The 15655-nt window shown below is 70.8% G+C and carries 15 protein-coding genes; 6 read left to right on the forward strand and 9 right to left on the reverse strand.

Annotation, left to right across the window (positions count from 1 at the left end; all coding sequences use genetic code 11):
- Positions 1-114 precede the first annotated feature (114 nt).
- Genes MWM45_RS01450 through MWM45_RS01480 form a run of 7 tightly spaced genes read right to left on the reverse strand, consistent with a single transcriptional unit; the run spans position 115 to position 8171 of the window.
- Positions 115-1113: a sugar phosphate isomerase/epimerase family protein gene (locus MWM45_RS01450; protein ID WP_043443081.1), complete on the reverse strand. Its 999-nt coding sequence runs from the start codon at positions 1111-1113 to the stop codon at positions 115-117.
- A 25-nt stretch (positions 1114-1138) separates the two neighbouring features.
- Positions 1139-2317: a Gfo/Idh/MocA family protein gene (locus MWM45_RS01455; protein WP_247827820.1), complete on the reverse strand. Its 1179-nt coding sequence runs from the start codon at positions 2315-2317 to the stop codon at positions 1139-1141.
- Complete coding sequence (locus MWM45_RS01460) at positions 2314-3222, reverse strand: sugar phosphate isomerase/epimerase family protein (RefSeq protein WP_247827821.1); 909 nt, start codon at positions 3220-3222, stop codon at positions 2314-2316. Before MWM45_RS01460 ends, MWM45_RS01455 begins: the two co-directional genes overlap by 4 nt.
- Positions 3223-3260: 38 nt before the next feature.
- Positions 3261-4496 carry a substrate-binding domain-containing protein gene (locus MWM45_RS01465; protein ID WP_247829296.1) on the reverse strand — a complete coding sequence of 412 codons (1236 nt, stop codon included), beginning with the start codon at positions 4494-4496 and terminating at the stop codon, positions 3261-3263.
- Complete coding sequence (locus tag MWM45_RS01470; RefSeq protein ID WP_247827822.1) at positions 4496-5590, reverse strand: ABC transporter permease; 1095 nt, start codon at positions 5588-5590, stop codon at positions 4496-4498. The genes MWM45_RS01465 and MWM45_RS01470 overlap by 1 nt, the downstream gene beginning before the upstream one ends.
- Complete coding sequence (locus MWM45_RS01475; protein WP_247827823.1) at positions 5587-6657, reverse strand: ABC transporter permease; 1071 nt, start codon at positions 6655-6657, stop codon at positions 5587-5589. Before MWM45_RS01475 ends, MWM45_RS01470 begins: the two co-directional genes overlap by 4 nt.
- Positions 6654-8171 (reverse strand): sugar ABC transporter ATP-binding protein, encoded by a 1518-nt coding sequence (locus MWM45_RS01480; RefSeq protein WP_247827824.1) that lies wholly within the window; start codon positions 8169-8171, stop codon positions 6654-6656. The genes MWM45_RS01475 and MWM45_RS01480 overlap by 4 nt, the downstream gene beginning before the upstream one ends.
- 121 nt (positions 8172-8292) lie before the next feature.
- Between MWM45_RS01480 and MWM45_RS01485 the strand changes: the two genes are divergently transcribed.
- Complete coding sequence (locus MWM45_RS01485; protein WP_418909782.1) at positions 8293-9495, forward strand: ROK family transcriptional regulator; 1203 nt, start codon at positions 8293-8295, stop codon at positions 9493-9495.
- Between the two features lie 205 nt (positions 9496-9700).
- On the opposite strand, the gene MWM45_RS01490 is transcribed toward MWM45_RS01485, so the two are convergent.
- On the reverse strand, positions 9701-10528 hold the full coding sequence (locus tag MWM45_RS01490; protein ID WP_247827825.1) for a DUF559 domain-containing protein: 828 nt from the start codon (positions 10526-10528) through the stop codon (positions 9701-9703).
- Positions 10529-10831: 303 nt separating this feature from the next.
- Here MWM45_RS01490 and pyrE point away from each other — a divergent pair, with 303 nt between their 5' ends.
- The gene (gene pyrE, locus MWM45_RS01495; protein ID WP_247827826.1) at positions 10832-11404 is read left to right on the forward strand and encodes an orotate phosphoribosyltransferase; all 573 of its coding nucleotides are present in this window, start codon (positions 10832-10834) and stop codon (positions 11402-11404) included.
- 32 nt (positions 11405-11436) lie between these two features.
- Positions 11437-12438, forward strand: coding sequence for a thioesterase domain-containing protein (locus MWM45_RS01500; protein WP_247827827.1), 1002 nt, complete (start codon positions 11437-11439; stop codon positions 12436-12438).
- A gap of 7 nt (positions 12439-12445) precedes the next feature.
- On the opposite strand, the gene MWM45_RS01505 is transcribed toward MWM45_RS01500, so the two are convergent.
- Entirely contained in the window at positions 12446-13225 is a 780-nt protein-coding gene (locus MWM45_RS01505; protein ID WP_043443097.1) for an HAD-IIA family hydrolase, read from the reverse strand.
- 88 nt (positions 13226-13313) lie between these two features.
- On the opposite strand from MWM45_RS01505, the gene MWM45_RS01510 reads away from it, so the two are divergent.
- The 3 genes from MWM45_RS01510 to MWM45_RS01520 all read left to right on the forward strand — a co-directional run bounded on the left by MWM45_RS01510 (position 13314) and on the right by MWM45_RS01520 (position 15531).
- A complete protein-coding gene (locus MWM45_RS01510; protein ID WP_418909783.1) occupies positions 13314-13982 on the forward strand; it encodes a TrmH family RNA methyltransferase in 669 nt (222 codons plus the stop codon).
- Positions 13983-14087: 105 nt separating this feature from the next.
- Positions 14088-15107: a class II fructose-bisphosphate aldolase gene (fbaA, locus tag MWM45_RS01515; protein ID WP_247827828.1), complete on the forward strand. Its 1020-nt coding sequence runs from the start codon at positions 14088-14090 to the stop codon at positions 15105-15107.
- Positions 15108-15111: 4 nt separating this feature from the next.
- Entirely contained in the window at positions 15112-15531 is a 420-nt protein-coding gene (locus tag MWM45_RS01520) for a DUF3151 domain-containing protein (protein WP_247827829.1), read from the forward strand.
- Positions 15532-15655 lie beyond the last annotated feature (124 nt).

Genomic DNA, 15655 nt, shown 5'->3' on the forward strand with positions numbered 1-15655 from the left:
GGCTCCAAGGCTACTCCGCCCGCATTTCTACAAGGTTACGAAATGATCGGAATCACACCGGCGGATCGGCCGCGCCGGAGGCACCGTCCGGCGCGGCCGATCCGAGGCCGACCCCTACTGGCTGAAGGCGGCGTCGAAGGATGTCTCCGACGGAGCGAAATCGAAGCGCTTCAGGAAGGCGAGGGCCTCGGGCGCTCCCTGCAGCCGGTCCATGCCGGCGTCCTCCCATTCCACGGAGATGGGACCGGTGTAGCCGATGGCCGTCAGTGCCCGGAAGCTGTCCTCCCAGGGCACGTCGCCGCGACCGGTCGAGACGAAGTCCCAGCCACGCCGCGGGTCCCCCCAGGGCAGGTGGGAGGAGAGGATGCCGTTGCGCCCCCCGCCCATGCGCATCTTCGTGTCCTTGCAGTCCACGTGGTAGATGCGGTCCTTGAAGTCCGAGATGAAGGCCACCGGGTCGATCTGCTGCCACATGAAGTGGCTCGGGTCCCAGTTGAGGCCGAAGGCGGGGCGGTGGCCGATGGCCTCGAGGGTGCGCTGGGTGGACCAGTAGTCGTAGGCGATCTCCGAGGGGTGGACCTCGTGCGCGAAGCGGACCCCGCACTCGTCGAAGACGTCCAGGATGGGGTTCCAGCGGTCTGCGAAGTCCTGGTACCCGGCCTCGATCATGGTCGCGGGCACGGGCGGGAACATGGCCACGTACTGCCAGACGGAGGAGCCGGTGAAGCCGACGACGGTGTCCACGCCGAGCTTCTTCGCGAGGCGCGCGGTCAGCTTCATCTCCTCCGCGGCACGCCGGCGCACACCCTCGGGGTCGCCGTCGCCCCAGACCCTCGGCCCGACGATCGCCTCGTGGCGGAAGTCGATGGGGTCGTCGCAGACGGCCTGGCCCTTGAGGTGGTTCGAGATGGCCCAGACCTTCAGCCCGTTGCGCTCGAGGATGTCGAGCCGGTCCTGGATGTAGGCGTCGTCGTCCCACCGCCAGGCGTCGAGGTGGTCCCCGGAGACGGCGATCTCCAGGCCGTCGTAGCCCCACCGGCCGGCGAGCTCGGCGACCTTCTCGAAGGGGAGATCGGCCCACTGGCCGGTGAACAGGGTGAAATTGCGGGTCATGCGGTCTCCTCGGGAACGGGGTGGTCTACGGCTGGGCGGGGGTGGCTGAACCGACCTGGACGACGGCGCTCTTGGCCGCCGCGCTCTCCTCGACGGCGGCGAGGACGCGCTGGATCTGCAGCCCGGCCTCGAACGAGGGCTGCGGGGGCTCGCCCGTCCGGATCGAGGTGAGGAAGTCGCGGAGCTGGTGCGTGAACGTGTGCTCCCACCCGATGACGTGGCCCGGGGGCCACCATCCCTCGAGGTAGGGGTGGCCGGGCTCGCCGACCAGGATGCGGCGGAAGCCCTGCTCCGTGACCGGCCCGGAGGCCTCCATGAACCACAGCTCGTTGAGGTTCTCGAGGTCGAAGCGGAGGGACCCGCGCTCGCCGAACACCTCGATGCGCAGCCCGTTCTTCACCCCGGTCGCCATGCGGGAGACCTCGACGGTCGCGACGGCGCCCCCGGAGAGTTCTGCGGTGACCCAGGCGGCGTCGTCGACCGTCACCGGCTCCGGTCCGTCCGGACCCGGGCGCTGCCCCACGAAGGTCCGCAGCCGGCCGGAGACCTCGGTGACCTCCTGGCCCGTGAGGAACTGCACCTGGTCGAGGGCGTGGGACGCGATGTCGCCGAGGGCGCCGGACCCGGCGGTCTCCCTGCGCAGTCGCCAGGTCATGGGGGATCCGGGGTCCGAGAGCCAGTCCTGCAGGTAGGCGACCCGCAACTGGCGGATGGCGCCCAGGCGTCCGTCCGCGATGAGGTTCCGCGCGTGGGCGAGGGCGGGTACGCGCCGGTAGTTGAAGCCGACCATGGACTGGATGCCCCGCGCCCTCGCGGCTGCCGCGGCGGCCACCATCTCGGCGCCCTCCGCGATCGTGTTGGCCAGTGGCTTCTCCACGAGGACGTGCTTGCCCGCCTTCAGGGCCTCGATAGCGATCTCGGCGTGCAGGTAGCCCGGCGTGCAGATGTCGACGATGTGGACGTCGTCGCGGTGGATCACGTCGCGCCAGTCGGTGGCCGATCCGTCCCAGCCGTAGCGTGCCGCGGCGTCCGCGGCCTTCTCGGCGTCACGCCCGACGACGACGCGCCGCGCGATGTCGGGGACGTCGAAGTGGCTGCCGACCGTCCGCCAGGCCGCCGAGTGCGCCTTGCCCATGAAGGCGTAGCCGATCATGGCGACGCCGAGGGGGCCGGGCCGGGCGGGTTCGGGCACGGTGGTGGTCATGGGGTTTCTCCTTGTAGGGGTGGTGCGTCCCGGGGCCGGGAGGGTTCCGCGTGGCGGAGGAAGGTCAGCCCATTCTCCGCCAACCGGTCCTGGGATTCGGCCAGAGGACGCCAGATGGCTGCGGCCGTGGCGATGCTGGCGTTGTGCGCGGTGAAGCTCTCGATGTTCAGCGCTCCCTGGTACCGGATGTCGTCCAGGGCCCGGAACAGCCCGGGCCAGTCGGTCTGGTCGCCGCCGGGCGCGCCGCGGTCGCTGCCGCACACCTGCAGGTGGACGAGGTTGTCGCCGGCCCTCCGGACGGCGTCGGGTGTGGACCGTTCCTCGATGTTGAGGTGGTAGGTGTCCAGCGCCAGCCCGACGCCGTGGCCGAGGAGCGGGCCGATCGCGTCGATCGCCTGGTCCACCGTGTTGATGAGGGAGGTCTCGTACCGGTTGAGCGGTTCGATCCCCAGGACGACGCCGGCGTGGACGGCCGCCTCCGCCACGGGGGCGAGGTTCCTGCGCAGTTCCGCGTAGGCCCGGGCGCGTTCGGCGTCGTCCATGCGCCAGAGCCGGCCGGTCTGCGCGTAGAAGGGCCCGCACACCGCGGGTGCGCCGATGCCGGCCGCGAACCCGACGCACCCGACGAGGTACTGCTGGGTGCTCCTGATGGTGGCGTCGGGGGCGCCGACGAGGTCACGTCCTGGCGCCATGGCCCCCACCACGTAGGGGCGCAGTCCCGTCTCCGCCAGGACGTCGCGGACCGCGTCCACGGTGAGGTCGCCGACGTTCTCGAGGGGCAACTCGACGGCGTCGAAGCCCATGGCGGCGATCCGCCGCAGGAGGGGAGGCAGGTCCGCGTCCGTCAGCGGGGACGTCCAGACCCAGGTGTTGACGCCGAGCGGGCGGACGTGGGCGGTGTCCACGGTCCTGCCTCCTTCCTGCTGTCGGGTGCCTCGTGCGGTCAGGGGATCTGGCGTTCCTGCCAGACCTCCGGATACCCCTGCAGGTCCTCCCCGCCGAACTTGGCGTAGTGGCCGTCCGGCATGCCCTCGTTGGCCGTCAGGAATGCTGCGCGCTCGTTCTCGGTGATGGGCGACTGCGGAAGGACCCACTCCGCCGGGATCTCCTCGCCCTTGAAGATCTTCTCGAGCGCCAACAGCGGTGTCCGCCACTGGAAGTTCGAGTAGACGGGCGCGAGGGCGTCGATGCCGGTCTCGTCCCATTTGCGCAGGAAGCTCATCTCGTCCTCGCCCGTCATGACAGGCAGGTCGGCCCCGGCGTCCTCGAACGCCTCGATGGCGGCGACGGCGCCGTCGCCCGCGTCCATCCAGACGCCCTGGACGTCGCCCGTGGCCAGTTCGTCGGCGATGATCGACTTGATCTCCACGGGGTCCGCCCCGGTGAAGTAGTCGACGGCCTCGATGCCGTTCTCCTCGAAGATGCGCTCGGCGGCGGCCCAGCGCTGCTCCAGGACGTCCACGCCGGGCAGGATCCGCAGGGCGACCACCTTGTCGCCCTCCCCGAGCCGCTCGCTGAGGAACTCCGCCGTGTCGATGCCCCAGGCGAAGCCGCCGATGGGATGGATGAAGGTCACGGCGCAGTCGGTCTGCACGCCGCGGTCGAACACGACGACCGGCTTCCCGGTCTCACAGGCGCGCTCGACGGCGGGCGTCATCGCCGCCGTCGAGTTGGGCGAGATGATGAAGGCGTCGCAGTCGCCGTCGGAGATGAAGTAGTCGATGTCGGCGATCTGCGTATTGTCGTCGTCCTGCGCGTCACGCGTCTCCATCTCGGAGATGACGCCGGACTCCTGGAGCGCCTCGAGCTGCTGGTTCATGGTGATCCAGCCCGTCTGACGCCACGGGTTCGAGATCGACGCGTTCGAGAAACACACCTTCTGGGGCCCCTCGGCGGCGAACGCCGAGGTGTCCGTCATCTCGCCGTCGATGTACTGCAGGTACGGCTGCGCTGGATCGCCCTCGAAGGTGGCCGAGCGCTGTTCGTCCTGTGTGTCGTACACGGCCTGGTCGAACCACTCCGTGCTGTCCTCGGTGGGCTCGGCGGCCGCGGATTCGCCGGCCCCGGCGCCTTCGGAGGCCGGCGGGTTCTCGATGGATGAATCGGTGGTGCAGGCCGTCAGGGCGAGCAGCGTCGTCGCTGCGATCACCGTGACCTTGCCCAGGATGCTTCCACGCATCATGTTCCTCCCTCAGTGGTGCCCGGTACGGGCTGTGGTGCTGCTATCGGACGGTGCTGGTCATGGGCCTGCGTGGTGGAGCCGCGTCGCTTGCGCTGCCAGGTCTGGGCGGCCGCGGCGACGGCGACGATGATGATCACGCCCTGCACGGTGTCACGCCACGTGGACTGGACGCCGAGGAAGTTCAGGAGGGTGAAGAGCAGTTCGAGGGCGAAGGCCCCCGCGGCGGCGGACAGGACCCAGCCCCGGCCCCCGCCGAGGACCACCCCGCCGAGGACGACGGCGGTGATGGCGGTGAACTCGTAGCCCTGGCCCACGGAGGGGTGCACTCCCGCGTAGCCGACCAGGATCACGCCGGCCACGGTGGCCGCGAGCGAAGACAGCATGAAGGCGCGGGTGCGGACCCACCAGACCGGCGCGCCGGTCAGGGCGGCGGCCTGCGCGTTGTCGCCGACGGCGATCAGGGTGCGCCCGTAGGGCCTGCGCATGAGCCAGAAGGCGCCTACCGCGAGGACCGCGAGGATGATCACGGGATAGGGGATCACGCCCAGGACGGGGACGTCCTGGATGCCGCCGCGGCCGATCTGGCGGAAGCTGTCGGCGGGATTCCCCGTGGCCGCGCCGCCCGTCCAGTACAGGACGAGGCCGAGCAGGGCGAGCATCATCCCGAGGGTCACGATGAAGCTCGGGACCTTCAGGAGGGTGGTCACGAGGCCGTTGACGAGTCCCACGAACGCACCGAACGCAACCATGAGGACCAGGACCGGTAGTGTGCGGGACTCGTCCTGGCCGACGAGGTTGCCGGCGATGATGACCTGCGCCGTGACCACCGACCCCATGGACAGGTCGAACTCGCCGGACACGATGACGAAGTACTGGCCGATGGCGGCGATCGCGATGGGGGCCGTCCGGCCGATGAAGCGGATCAGAGATCCCGGCTCGCCGAACGAGGGGTTCGCCGCCAGGACGGCGGCCAGGAGGACGGCGACGAGGACGAAGATCGCCCCGCTCGGCGAGCGGAGCGCCCGGACCAGGCGCTCTCCCCGCGGGGACCGGTTCTGCTCGAGGACGGCGCGTCCCGTGACCGCGCTCATGCGGACACCCCGTCCCGTGCCCCGCGGCCCGTGCCGTCGGCCGGTCCGTCGTCGTTCCGTGACACCGCGCCCGGGGGAGGACCCTCACCGTGCGGTACGCCGCCACGCCCGAAGCGGGCCTGGCGGGGCACGACCGTCCGCCGCGCATAGACGGCGACCGCCACCACGATCACGACGCCGCGGACGACGTCCTTGAGGAACGGGTTGACCTGCAGCACGCTCATGATGTTGTCCAGCATGGCGAAGATCAGGACGCCGCCGAGGGTCCCCACGACGGACCCCTTGCCGCCGGCGAGGAGGGTGCCGCCGAGCACGACGGCGGCGATCGACAGCAGGTCGTAGCCGCCCTGCGAGCCGATGGTCGGGCTGCCGACGCCGAGCCGGGCGGCCAGGAGCAGGCCCGCCAGCCCGGCCAGCATGGAACAGATCACGTGGGCGGCGACGACCGGCGTCGCGGTCCTGATGCCGGACATCCTCGCGACGGAGGCGTCGCCGCCCACGGCGTATATCGCGTGCCCGAGGCGCGTGGTGTTCAGCATGAGTACGACGACGGCGGCGCACGCGAGCATGATGAGGGTCGAGACCGGGACCGGCCCGATTCCCGTGGCGCCGACGAGGCGGAAGGCCAGCGGCGCCTGGCCCGAACTGCCCTGGTAGTTGGACCCGAGGTAGCCGCTGATGATCAGGCCCATGCCGAGGGTGGCGATGAAGCCGTGGACCTTCAGCCCGGCCACCACCGCACCGTTGGCGAGGCCGATGAGCCCGGAGACGAGCAGCGCGGCGAGCACCGCGGGGAGGATGTTCCCCGGCTGGTTCGCCATGATGCCGGCCCCGATCAGGCTCGAGAGGCTGATGACGTACGGCACGGAGAGGTCCAGGCTGCCGACGAGGATCACGAGGGTCTGCCCGATGGCGATGAAGCCGAGGATGCTCGTCCCGGTGAGGATGTCGGAGATGTTGCCGGGACTGAAGAAGCTGCGGCCCGTCGAGCCGACGAGGATGGTGCCCGCGATGACCGTCAGCAGGGCCACGAGGTAGACGATGTGCGTGGAGGTCAGGCGGTTCACGGGTCGACCCCCCGGGCTCCCGTCGCGAGGTGGAGGACCTGCTCCTCGGAGGCGCCCGCCGGCACCTCTCCGGCGACGCGGCCGTCCCGCATGACGATCACCCGGTCCGACATCCCGAGCACCTCGGGCAGCTCACTCGAGACCATGAGGATGGCCTTGCCTTCCCGCGCCAGGCGGCGCATCAGGGTGTAGACGGCGACCTTCGCGCCGACGTCGATGCCGCGGGTCGGCTCGTCGAGCAGCACGACCTGCGGGTCGATCGCGAGCCACTTGGCGAGGACCACCTTCTGCTGGTTCCCGCCCGAGAGGTACTGCACCTCCTGGTCGAGGTCCCGTGCGATGACCTCCAGGGACGAGAAGACGCCGGGCGCTTCGCGACGTGCCGCCGCCGTGCGGCGCGGATAGACGGACCGCACGACGCTCAGCGCGTTGTCGATGATCGACTGGTTCAGGCTGAGGCCCTCGGCCTTGCGGTCCTCGGTGATCAGGGCGACGCGGTGCCGGATGGCCTCCCGGGGCGAGGCCGGCCGGTGGTCGCGACCCCCGAGTCCCACGGTCCCGCGGGTGAAGGGCGCCGCGCCGAAGACCGCGTGGACGAGCTCGGAGCGCCCCGACCCCTGGAGGCCGGCGACCCCGACGATCTCGCCGGCCCGCAGCGTGAGGTGGACGTCGTCGAGCTGGTCGTTGCCGGCGCCCTGGACCTCCAGCAGGGGGTCGCCGACGGCGGTGCCCGGCAGGGGATCGGGGAAGAACGCGGAGATGGGCCTGCCGACCATGGCCCGCACGAGCGCGGCGTCGTCCAGGTCCGCGGCGGGCGACGACGTCACGACGCGTCCGTCCTTGAGCACGGTGATGGTGTCGCAGAGGTCGAAGACCTCCTTCAGGCGGTGGGAGACGTAGAGGATCGCCGTCCCGCGCTTCCGGAGCCGGTCGATGATCCCGTAGAGCAGGTCGACCTCGGGGCCGGCGAGCGCGGCCGTCGGCTCGTCCATGGAGATGATCCGGGCGTCGTAGCTGACGGCCTTGGCGATCTCGACGATCTGCTGCTGCGCCACCGAGAGCGAACTGATCACGTCGCTGGGCCGGATGCTGGTGATGCCGAGTTGTCCGAGCAGTTCCGCGGTGTCCCTGGTCATGGCCCGGCGGTCCACGAGGAGCCCTTTCCTCGGCTCCCGCCCCAGGTAGATGTTCTGCGCCACAGTGCGCTCGGGCAGCAGGTTGAACTCCTGGAAGACGGTGGAGAGCCCCGCGCGGCGGGCCTGCAGCGGATGGGTGAACGTGACGGGCCGCCCGTCGATCTCCACGGTCCCTGCGTCGCGGACGTGCACGCCGGCGAGGAGTTTCATCAGGGTGGACTTGCCGGCCCCGTTCTCGCCGACGAGTCCGTGGACCTCGCCGGGGAAGAGCGTCAGTGACGCGTCCTGCAGGACCGGCACTCCGAAGAAGCTCTTCGAGAGTCCCGTGACGTGCAGGATCGGAGCCGGTTCCCTGCTGGTGCTGACGTCGTCGTCCACGCGCCTACTGTGACATGGCTCACCCACTTCTGTCGAGGGTCAGGCAAAAGCCGAAGGCAGTTACAGGCAAAGACGCTCGTGCTTTACTGGAAGTGTGTCCTTCCCGCAGCCGGCACCGGCACTGACGAGCCACGGCGGTCCGCGCCCGCGGACGCCCATCCCGCCGTCGGGCGCCAGTGAGATCTTCCAGGTCCTGCGCGACGGTCGGCCCCGCACGCGCGCCGAGCTCGCCCAGATCACGGGCCTCGCCCGCTCCACGGTCGCCGCCCGGGTGGACATCCTCATGGGACTCGGCCTCGTGTCACCCCTCGGCGGTGCCGCCTCCACCGGGGGCAGGCCGCCGTCCCTGTTCGCGCTCAACCCCTCGGCACGCGTGGTGATCGGCGCGGACCTCGGGGCCACCCACGCCGTCGTCATCCTGACGGACCTGGCCGGCGAGGAGCTCGCGCGGGAACGGCAGGACATCAGCATCGCGGACGGGCCCGACGCCGTCCTCGGCTGGCTCGTCTCGGCGATCGACCGGCTCCTGCGGTCGGCGGACCGCGGCGCGGGGGACCTCGCCGCCATCGGCATCGGCCTGCCCGGTCCGGTGGAGCACGACTCCGGGCGCCCGATCAACCCGCCGATCATGCCGGGCTGGGACAGGTTCGACGTGCCGGGGCTCGTCCGGGCGAGCTTCGACGTCCCCGTCCTCGTGGACAACGACGTCAACATCATGGCGCTGGGCGATCAGAGCAGCAACTGGCCGGACGTGGGTGACCTCATGTTCATCAAGGTGGCGACCGGCATCGGCGCCGGCATCATCTCGGGCGGCGTGCTGCAGCGCGGGGCGCAGGGCACGGCGGGCGATCTGGGGCATGTCCGGGTCGCTGCCGGGGGAGACACCCCGTGCCGGTGCGGGAACACCGGGTGCCTCGAGGCCGTGGCCAGCGGTCCGGCGCTCGCGGCCGCGCTCGGCGGACCCGCCCGGACGGGCCTCACCGGCAGCCAGGACGTGATCGACCTGGTGCGTTCCGGGGATGCCACGGCACTCCAGGCCATCCGGCAGGCGGGTCGGGACATCGGTGATGTGGTGGCGATGTGCGTGAATCTCATCAACCCCTCGGTCGTCGTGATCGGCGGTTCCCTCGCCCAGGCCGGCGAACACCTGCTCGCCGGGATCCGCGAGGTCGTGTACACGCGGTCGCTGCCACTGGCCACGGAGCACCTGCGGATCGTGCCGTCGGTATCCGGCCAGAGCGCGGGTGTGGCGGGCGCGGCGGTCCTGGCCATCTCCCATGTCCTCTCCCCGGAGGCGATCGACGCGGCGAGTGCCGGCGGGTGACCGGCGGCGGGGCGTACTGAGCGCGGGGGCTTTGCCGTACTGAGGGGCGTGTCGGGTCGCGACACGCCGCCTGAGAGGACTCGACGCGGGCCGAAGACCCCGGAGGGGGAGCATGGTCGGGCGCGACACGCCCCTGGGAGGGCCTGACGCGGGCCGAAGACCCCGGAGGGGGAGCATGGCCGGGCGCGGTCGGCGCCGGAACATGTCACCGGATCGGACGCCCGCCCAGCACCGCGAGGACCTGGGCGAGCACGTCCTGGCGGTGGAACATGATGTCCTCGTAGCCGTACCGGAGCACCAGGTAGCCTCCGACGACGGTCATGTTGTTGCGGCCCCTGTCCCGTCGGCGGGCCGCCCGGTCCGAGTGGTACGCATCGCCGTCGACCTCCACCACGAGGAAGCCCTCCAGGAGGAAATCCACGCGGCCCACGCCGTCGAGCTGGACCTGCGTCTCGACGCCGAGACCCGCCGCCAGGAAGAGGACGCGCGCCACCACCTCGAGAGCCGACTCGCCCGTCCCTGTGACGAGGTCCAGTGCGGCGCGCGCCGGTCCGTTGCGGTTGCCGCGGAGGCGCTCGAGCAGGAAGGCCCGCGTGGTGTCTCCGCGCCGCAGGGAGCTCTCGACCATCACGGCCGCGTCGATCGCCGGAAGGCAGTGCAGGGCATGGAGCAGGGCGTCGACCCTGCCCACCAGCGGCAGGTGCGGGTGCACCGGCACCGACAGCGGCCGGTGGTGATGCGTGTGGCGCTCGTCCTCGCGGGCGTGCGAGGCCAGATGAAGGGCGCCGGGTGGATGCAGGAGCCAGAGCCCGTAGTGCCGTGCCGCCGAGGCGCAGGTGAGCCTGGCGCCGTGGAGCACTGCGGTGACGGTATCCTCCGGTGCGTCGGGCAGGGCGACGACTCCACGGCACGGCCTGATGACGACCCCTGACCGGATCAGAGCCGCGACCTGCCGGCGGGTGACCCCTTGCTGGAGCAGCCGGCCGGTCCTGGCGACCGACCCCGCGCGACGCAGGGCGACGATGGCATCCATGGGGCGAGTCCACACGAGGAGCGGCCGCGGCGGGCTGCCGGGTTCCGGTACGTGGACAACCTCCTCCGGGAGCGGCCGGGCACAGGGCCGTACCGGTTCCGGGGAGATCGGGCGTCGGAAGGGCGTGTCCTGTCGCGACACGCCGTCTGTCGCAGCCCGGATCGGTTCGAAGACCCCGGAGGGGGACCGTGGCCGGTCACCGCAGCGCCGCCGACCGCGGCCCATGGCCCCGCGGCCGGCTCGACGTACGGAGGGGGCGGGGCGCGACGCGTGAGGGGGCCCTGCCCTCGATAGACTTGGCCCATGACCGCCGAGACCGCGCCGACCGCCGACCGCTCCCGCCTCCTGGAGCTCATCAGGGAACTCGCCGTGGTCCACGAGCGCGTCACGCTCTCGAGCGGGGTCGAGGCCGACTACTACATCGATCTCCGCCGTATCACGCTGCACCACGAGGCCTCCGTGCTCGTGGGCCGCGTCATGCTGCAACTGCTCGACGACGCCGGCATCGCGTTCGAGGCCTCCGGCGGACTGACGATGGGCGCCGATCCGGTGGGCACCGCCGTGATGCACGCCGCCGCCCGGGCAGGCCGTCCGATCGACGCCTTCGTGGTCCGCAAGACCCAGAAGACCCACGGCATGGCGCGCCAGGTGGAGGGGCCGGACGTGTCCGGACGCCCCGTCGTCGTGCTCGAGGACACCTCGACCACCGGCGGATCCGCGCTCACCGCCGTCGAGGGTGTGCGCCGCGCAGGCGGTGACGTGCGCGCCGTCGCCGTGATCGTGGACCGCGACACCGGGTCGAAGGAGCGCATCGAGTCCGAGGCCGGGGTGCCCTACCTCTTCGCCTTCGGCAAGGACGAGCTGGGCCTCGCCTGACCGGGACGCCCGCGCCCGATCCGGAGATCCACGTGCAGGACGACGACGGCAGCGCGCTGCGGCAGGCGCGTGACTTCCGCGAGTCCTCGCGCCGTTCCTTCCTGATCGGCTCCGCCGCGGCCGCCGTGGTGGCGGCCGACCTCGTCACCACGCGCGTCATCCAGTCCCAGCGGGACCAGACGCGCATCCTCCCGCTCGACGACGAGGACGCCCGCGCGCGGTTCCCCAACGACCGCTGGGTGCTGTTCCCGGGCTACAAGACGAGCTGGGAGGAGGGGCTCTGGATCCTCAACTCGCTGCGCCCTGCCCTGTCCCGGCGGGCGCAGATGGCGGTGATGGGCTACTCCAACCGCGGCCTGGACATCAACAACGTCGTGGCCACCATGAACCGCTACGTGGACAACTTCCGGCTCGAGAAGCTCTACTTCTACGGCCACAGCTTCGGCGGCATGGTGGCGGTGGAGGTCGCGGCACGCCTGCGTGACCGCGGCATCCCGGTGGAGCTCATCCTCCTCGACTCCTCGCCGTCCAGCCGCTACGACGTCCTGGACCAGCGCATGTTCGACGGCGTGGTGCTCCTCTACGAGGCCGGCGTGCGCGTGCCGATCAGCCTGCGCGGCACGTACGAGCTCGGGGAGCGGATCGTCCACAAGAACGAGCGGACCTGGAGCCAGATCGTGGACCAGACGCTCGAGCAGCTCTCGCCGCTCGCACCCAGCAGCGAGCTCATCCAGACCGAGTCCTCGTACATCTACCACTTCGACGTCTCGCGGTTCCGGCTCTCCCTCGGCGACACGAAGGTGGTCTTCGCGGGCAACCCGAACGACGGCGTCGTCGACTACGTGACGGCCCGCGCCGGCTGGGCGCGCTCCCTGCCGGACAACGTGGTCTCGGTGGACCACCGGACGGAGGGCGCCCTGCCCGCGCACGCCAGCCCGCAGTGGAACCCGGCGATCTACCAGGACGTCGTCTCGGCCGTGCAGCGCGAGTACGTGCCGGTGCTGCGGGGCGGCGGCTGGAAGCGCTTCTTCTGAGCCCGGATCAGACCTGGTCGATCAGTTCCGCCACCGAGCTGCAGATCTGCGCCGGCCGGAAGGGGTAGGCGTCGATGTCCTCCGGCTGGGTGATGCCGCTGAGCACCAGGACCGTGTGCAGTCCCGCCTCCATGCCGGCGATGATGTCGGTGTCCATGCGGTCGCCGATCATCGCCGTCGTCTCGGAGTGCGCGTCGATCCGGTTCATCGCGGAACGGAACATCATCGGGTTGGGCTTGCCCACGATGTACGGGTCGCGGCTCGTCGCGGCCGTGATCATGGCCGCGATGGCGCCCGTCGCGGGCAGCGGGCCCTCCTTCGAGGGGCCGGTGACATCCGGGTTGGTGGCGATGAACCGCGCGCCGTCGAGGATGAGGCGGACGGCCTTGGTGATCGCCTCGAACGAGTAGGTGCGGGTCTCGCCGAGCACCACGTAGTCGGGATTCGTGTCGGTGAGGACGAAGCCGGCCTCGTGCAGCGCCGTCGTCAGCCCCGCCTCGCCGATCACGTAGGCCCGCCCGCCCGGCAGCTGGTCCCGCAGGAACTGCGCCGTGGCCAGCGCCGACGTCCACAGGTTCTCCTCCGGGATCTCGAGCCCTGACGCCTTGAGGCGTGCGGCGAGATCGCGCGGCGTGTAGATCGAGTTGTTCGTCAGGACGAGGAAGCGCTTCGAGGTGGCCACCCACCGTTCGAGCAGCTCGGCCGCGCCGGGGATGGCCTGGTTCTCGTGCACCAGGACGCCGTCCATGTCCGTGAGCCAGCACTCGATGTGTTCGTTCTCGCGCATGGGGCTTCCTTTCCAAGGTGTACAGGGGAGCTGCCGCTGCCAGTCTCCCACCTTTGGTGCCGTCTACGCTTGAACGGTGAATGAACCCCTGCCGGAGATACCCGACCCCATCGATGCGATCGACGACCCCGCCCACGGGACACCCGCCCCGACCGTCGGCGTGGGCCCGTGGGCGGGTGAGGCGCCCGATGGCGAGCACTGGGACCGTGACCTGCTGGCCGCCGGCGACACCCGCAACGTCGTCGACGCCTACCGGTACTGGACGCACGAGGCGATCGTGGCGGACCTCGACGAGCGGCGGCACGGCTTCCACGTGGCCATCGAGAACTGGCAGCACGACCTCAACATCGGCTCCGTGGTGCGGACGGCCAACGCCTTCCTCGCCCGGGAGGTCCACATCATCGGACGACGCCGGTGGAACCGGCGCGGCGCGATGGTCACCGACCGCTACCAGCACATCCGCCACCACCCCACCGTGGCGGACTTCACCGCCTGGGCGGCGTCCGAGGGGCTGGCCGTGATCGGGATCGACAACTTCCCGGACTCCGTGCCCCTGGAGACCTACGACCTCCCGGAGAAGTGCGTGCTCGTGTTCGGGCAGGAGGGGCCCGGCCTCACCCCGGAGGTCCACGACGCGGCGGAGGCCACCCTCTCGATCGCGCAGTTCGGGTCCACGCGGTCCATCAACGCGTCCGCGGCCGCCGCGATCGCCATGCACGGCTGGGTGCGCCGGCACGTGTTCGGCCAGCCCGTCTGACCCTCCCCGTCATCACCCGCCGTCATCCCGCCCGCGCCCCTGCGCCCGGCGGGTCCGCTCGCTAGGATGAACCGAAGCACTCACCACCACGAAGGAGTCCTCAGCATGCCTATAGCAACCCCTGATGTTTACGCCGAGATGATCGACCGCGCGAAGTCGGGCGGCTTCGCGTTCCCGGCCGTGAACGTGACCTCCTCGCAGACCCTCAACGCAGCGATGCGCGGCTTCGCCGAGGCGGGCTCCGACGGCATCGTGCAGGTCTCCACGGGCGGTGCGGCGTACTGGTCCGGCGCGAGCGTCAAGGACATGGTCGCCGGTTCGCTCGGCTTCGCGGCCTTCGCCAAGGAGGTCGCGAAGAACTACGACGTCAACATCGCCCTCCACACCGACCACTGCCCGAAGGACAAGCTCGACGACTTCGTGCTGCCCCTGCTCGCCGCGTCCGAGGAGGCCGTGAAGAACGGCCGTGACCCCATCTTCAACTCGCACATGTGGGACGGTTCGGCGGAGACCCTCGAGGAGAACCTGCGGATCGCCCGCGAGATCCTTCCCCGCGCGGCAGCCGCGAAGATCATCCTCGAGGTCGAGATCGGCACCGTCGGCGGCGAGGAGGACGGCGTGGAGAACGCCATCAACGACAAGCTCTACACGACGGTCGAGGACGCCCTCGCGACCATCGACGCCCTCGGCGCCGGTGAGCACGGCCGCTACATCACCGCCCTGACCTTCGGGAACGTGCACGGCGTGTACAAGCCCGGCGGCGTGAAGCTGCGCCCGGAGATCCTCAAGGAGATCCAGGACAAGGTGGGCCAGAAGCTCGGCAAGGACAAGCCGTTCGACCTCGTCTTCCACGGCGGCTCCGGCTCCTCGGACCAGGAGATCGCCGACGCCGTCTCCTACGGCGTCATCAAGATGAACATCGACACCGACACCCAGTACGCGTTCACGCGCCCGGTCGCGGACCACATGCTCCGCAACTACGACGGCGTCCTGAAGGTCGACGGCGAGGTCGGCAACAAGAAGACCTACGACCCCCGCGTCTGGGGTGCCGCGGCCGAGGCGGGCCTCGCGGCACGCGTCGTCGAGGCCGCAACCGCCCTCGGCTCCGCCGGCAAGAAGCTCTAGCGCCGTGTCGGACGAATTCCGCAAGAACCTGCTGGGCCCCGAGCCCACCCTCCTGCCCGAGGAACCCGACGTCGTCGCGCGCCTCGCTGCGGGCGACGAGGCCGTGGACCTCGCCGCCGCGCACCCGACGTCGTCGCTCGTATGGGCCGTCCTCGCGGACGAGGCGTACGCGGAGGGCCGGACCATCGAGTCCTACGCCTACGCGCGCACCGGCTACCACCGCGGCCTCGACGCGCTGCGGCGCAGCGGTTGGCGCGGGACCGGGCCCATCCCGTACTCGCACGAGCCGAACCGGGGCTTCCTCCGGGCCCTCTTCGCCCTCGGCCGGGCCGCGGCCTCCATCGGCGAGATCGAGGAGGCCGAGCGGATCGCGGCGTTCCTCAGGGAATCGGACCCGGAAGCCAGCGCCCAGCTCGCCGGCTGACCTCCCCGACGAGACGGCAGAGAAGACGGGTTCCGCTGCGGCGGGCCCGTCTTTTCTGCCCTCCGGGGCCGTACGGCACAGTCCTACCCGGATGCGAAACCGATAAACGAGTAGTGCTGGTCCT

Origin of the sequence: Arthrobacter antioxidans (assembly GCF_023100725.1) — a bacterium.
Classification (GTDB): domain Bacteria; phylum Actinomycetota; class Actinomycetes; order Actinomycetales; family Micrococcaceae; genus Arthrobacter_D; species Arthrobacter_D antioxidans.

Bases quoted from the DNA above. Each gene is read 5' to 3' on its own strand.
- MWM45_RS01490 (WP_247827825.1), bottom strand. From the start codon at position 10,528: ATGGATGCCATCGTCGCCCTGCGTCGCGCGGGGTCGGTCGCCAGGACC.
- MWM45_RS01505 (WP_043443097.1), bottom strand. From the start codon at position 13,225: ATGCGCGAGAACGAACACATCGAGTGCTGGCTCACGGACATGGACGGC.
- pyrE (WP_247827826.1), top strand. From the start codon at position 10,832: ATGACCGCCGAGACCGCGCCGACCGCCGACCGCTCCCGCCTCCTGGAG.
- MWM45_RS01455 (WP_247827820.1), bottom strand. From the start codon at position 2,317: ATGACCACCACCGTGCCCGAACCCGCCCGGCCCGGCCCCCTCGGCGTC.
- fbaA (WP_247827828.1), top strand. From the start codon at position 14,088: ATGCCTATAGCAACCCCTGATGTTTACGCCGAGATGATCGACCGCGCG.
- MWM45_RS01450 (WP_043443081.1), bottom strand. From the start codon at position 1,113: ATGACCCGCAATTTCACCCTGTTCACCGGCCAGTGGGCCGATCTCCCC.
- MWM45_RS01470 (WP_247827822.1), bottom strand. From the start codon at position 5,590: ATGAGCGCGGTCACGGGACGCGCCGTCCTCGAGCAGAACCGGTCCCCG.
- MWM45_RS01465 (WP_247829296.1), bottom strand. From the start codon at position 4,496: ATGCGTGGAAGCATCCTGGGCAAGGTCACGGTGATCGCAGCGACGACG.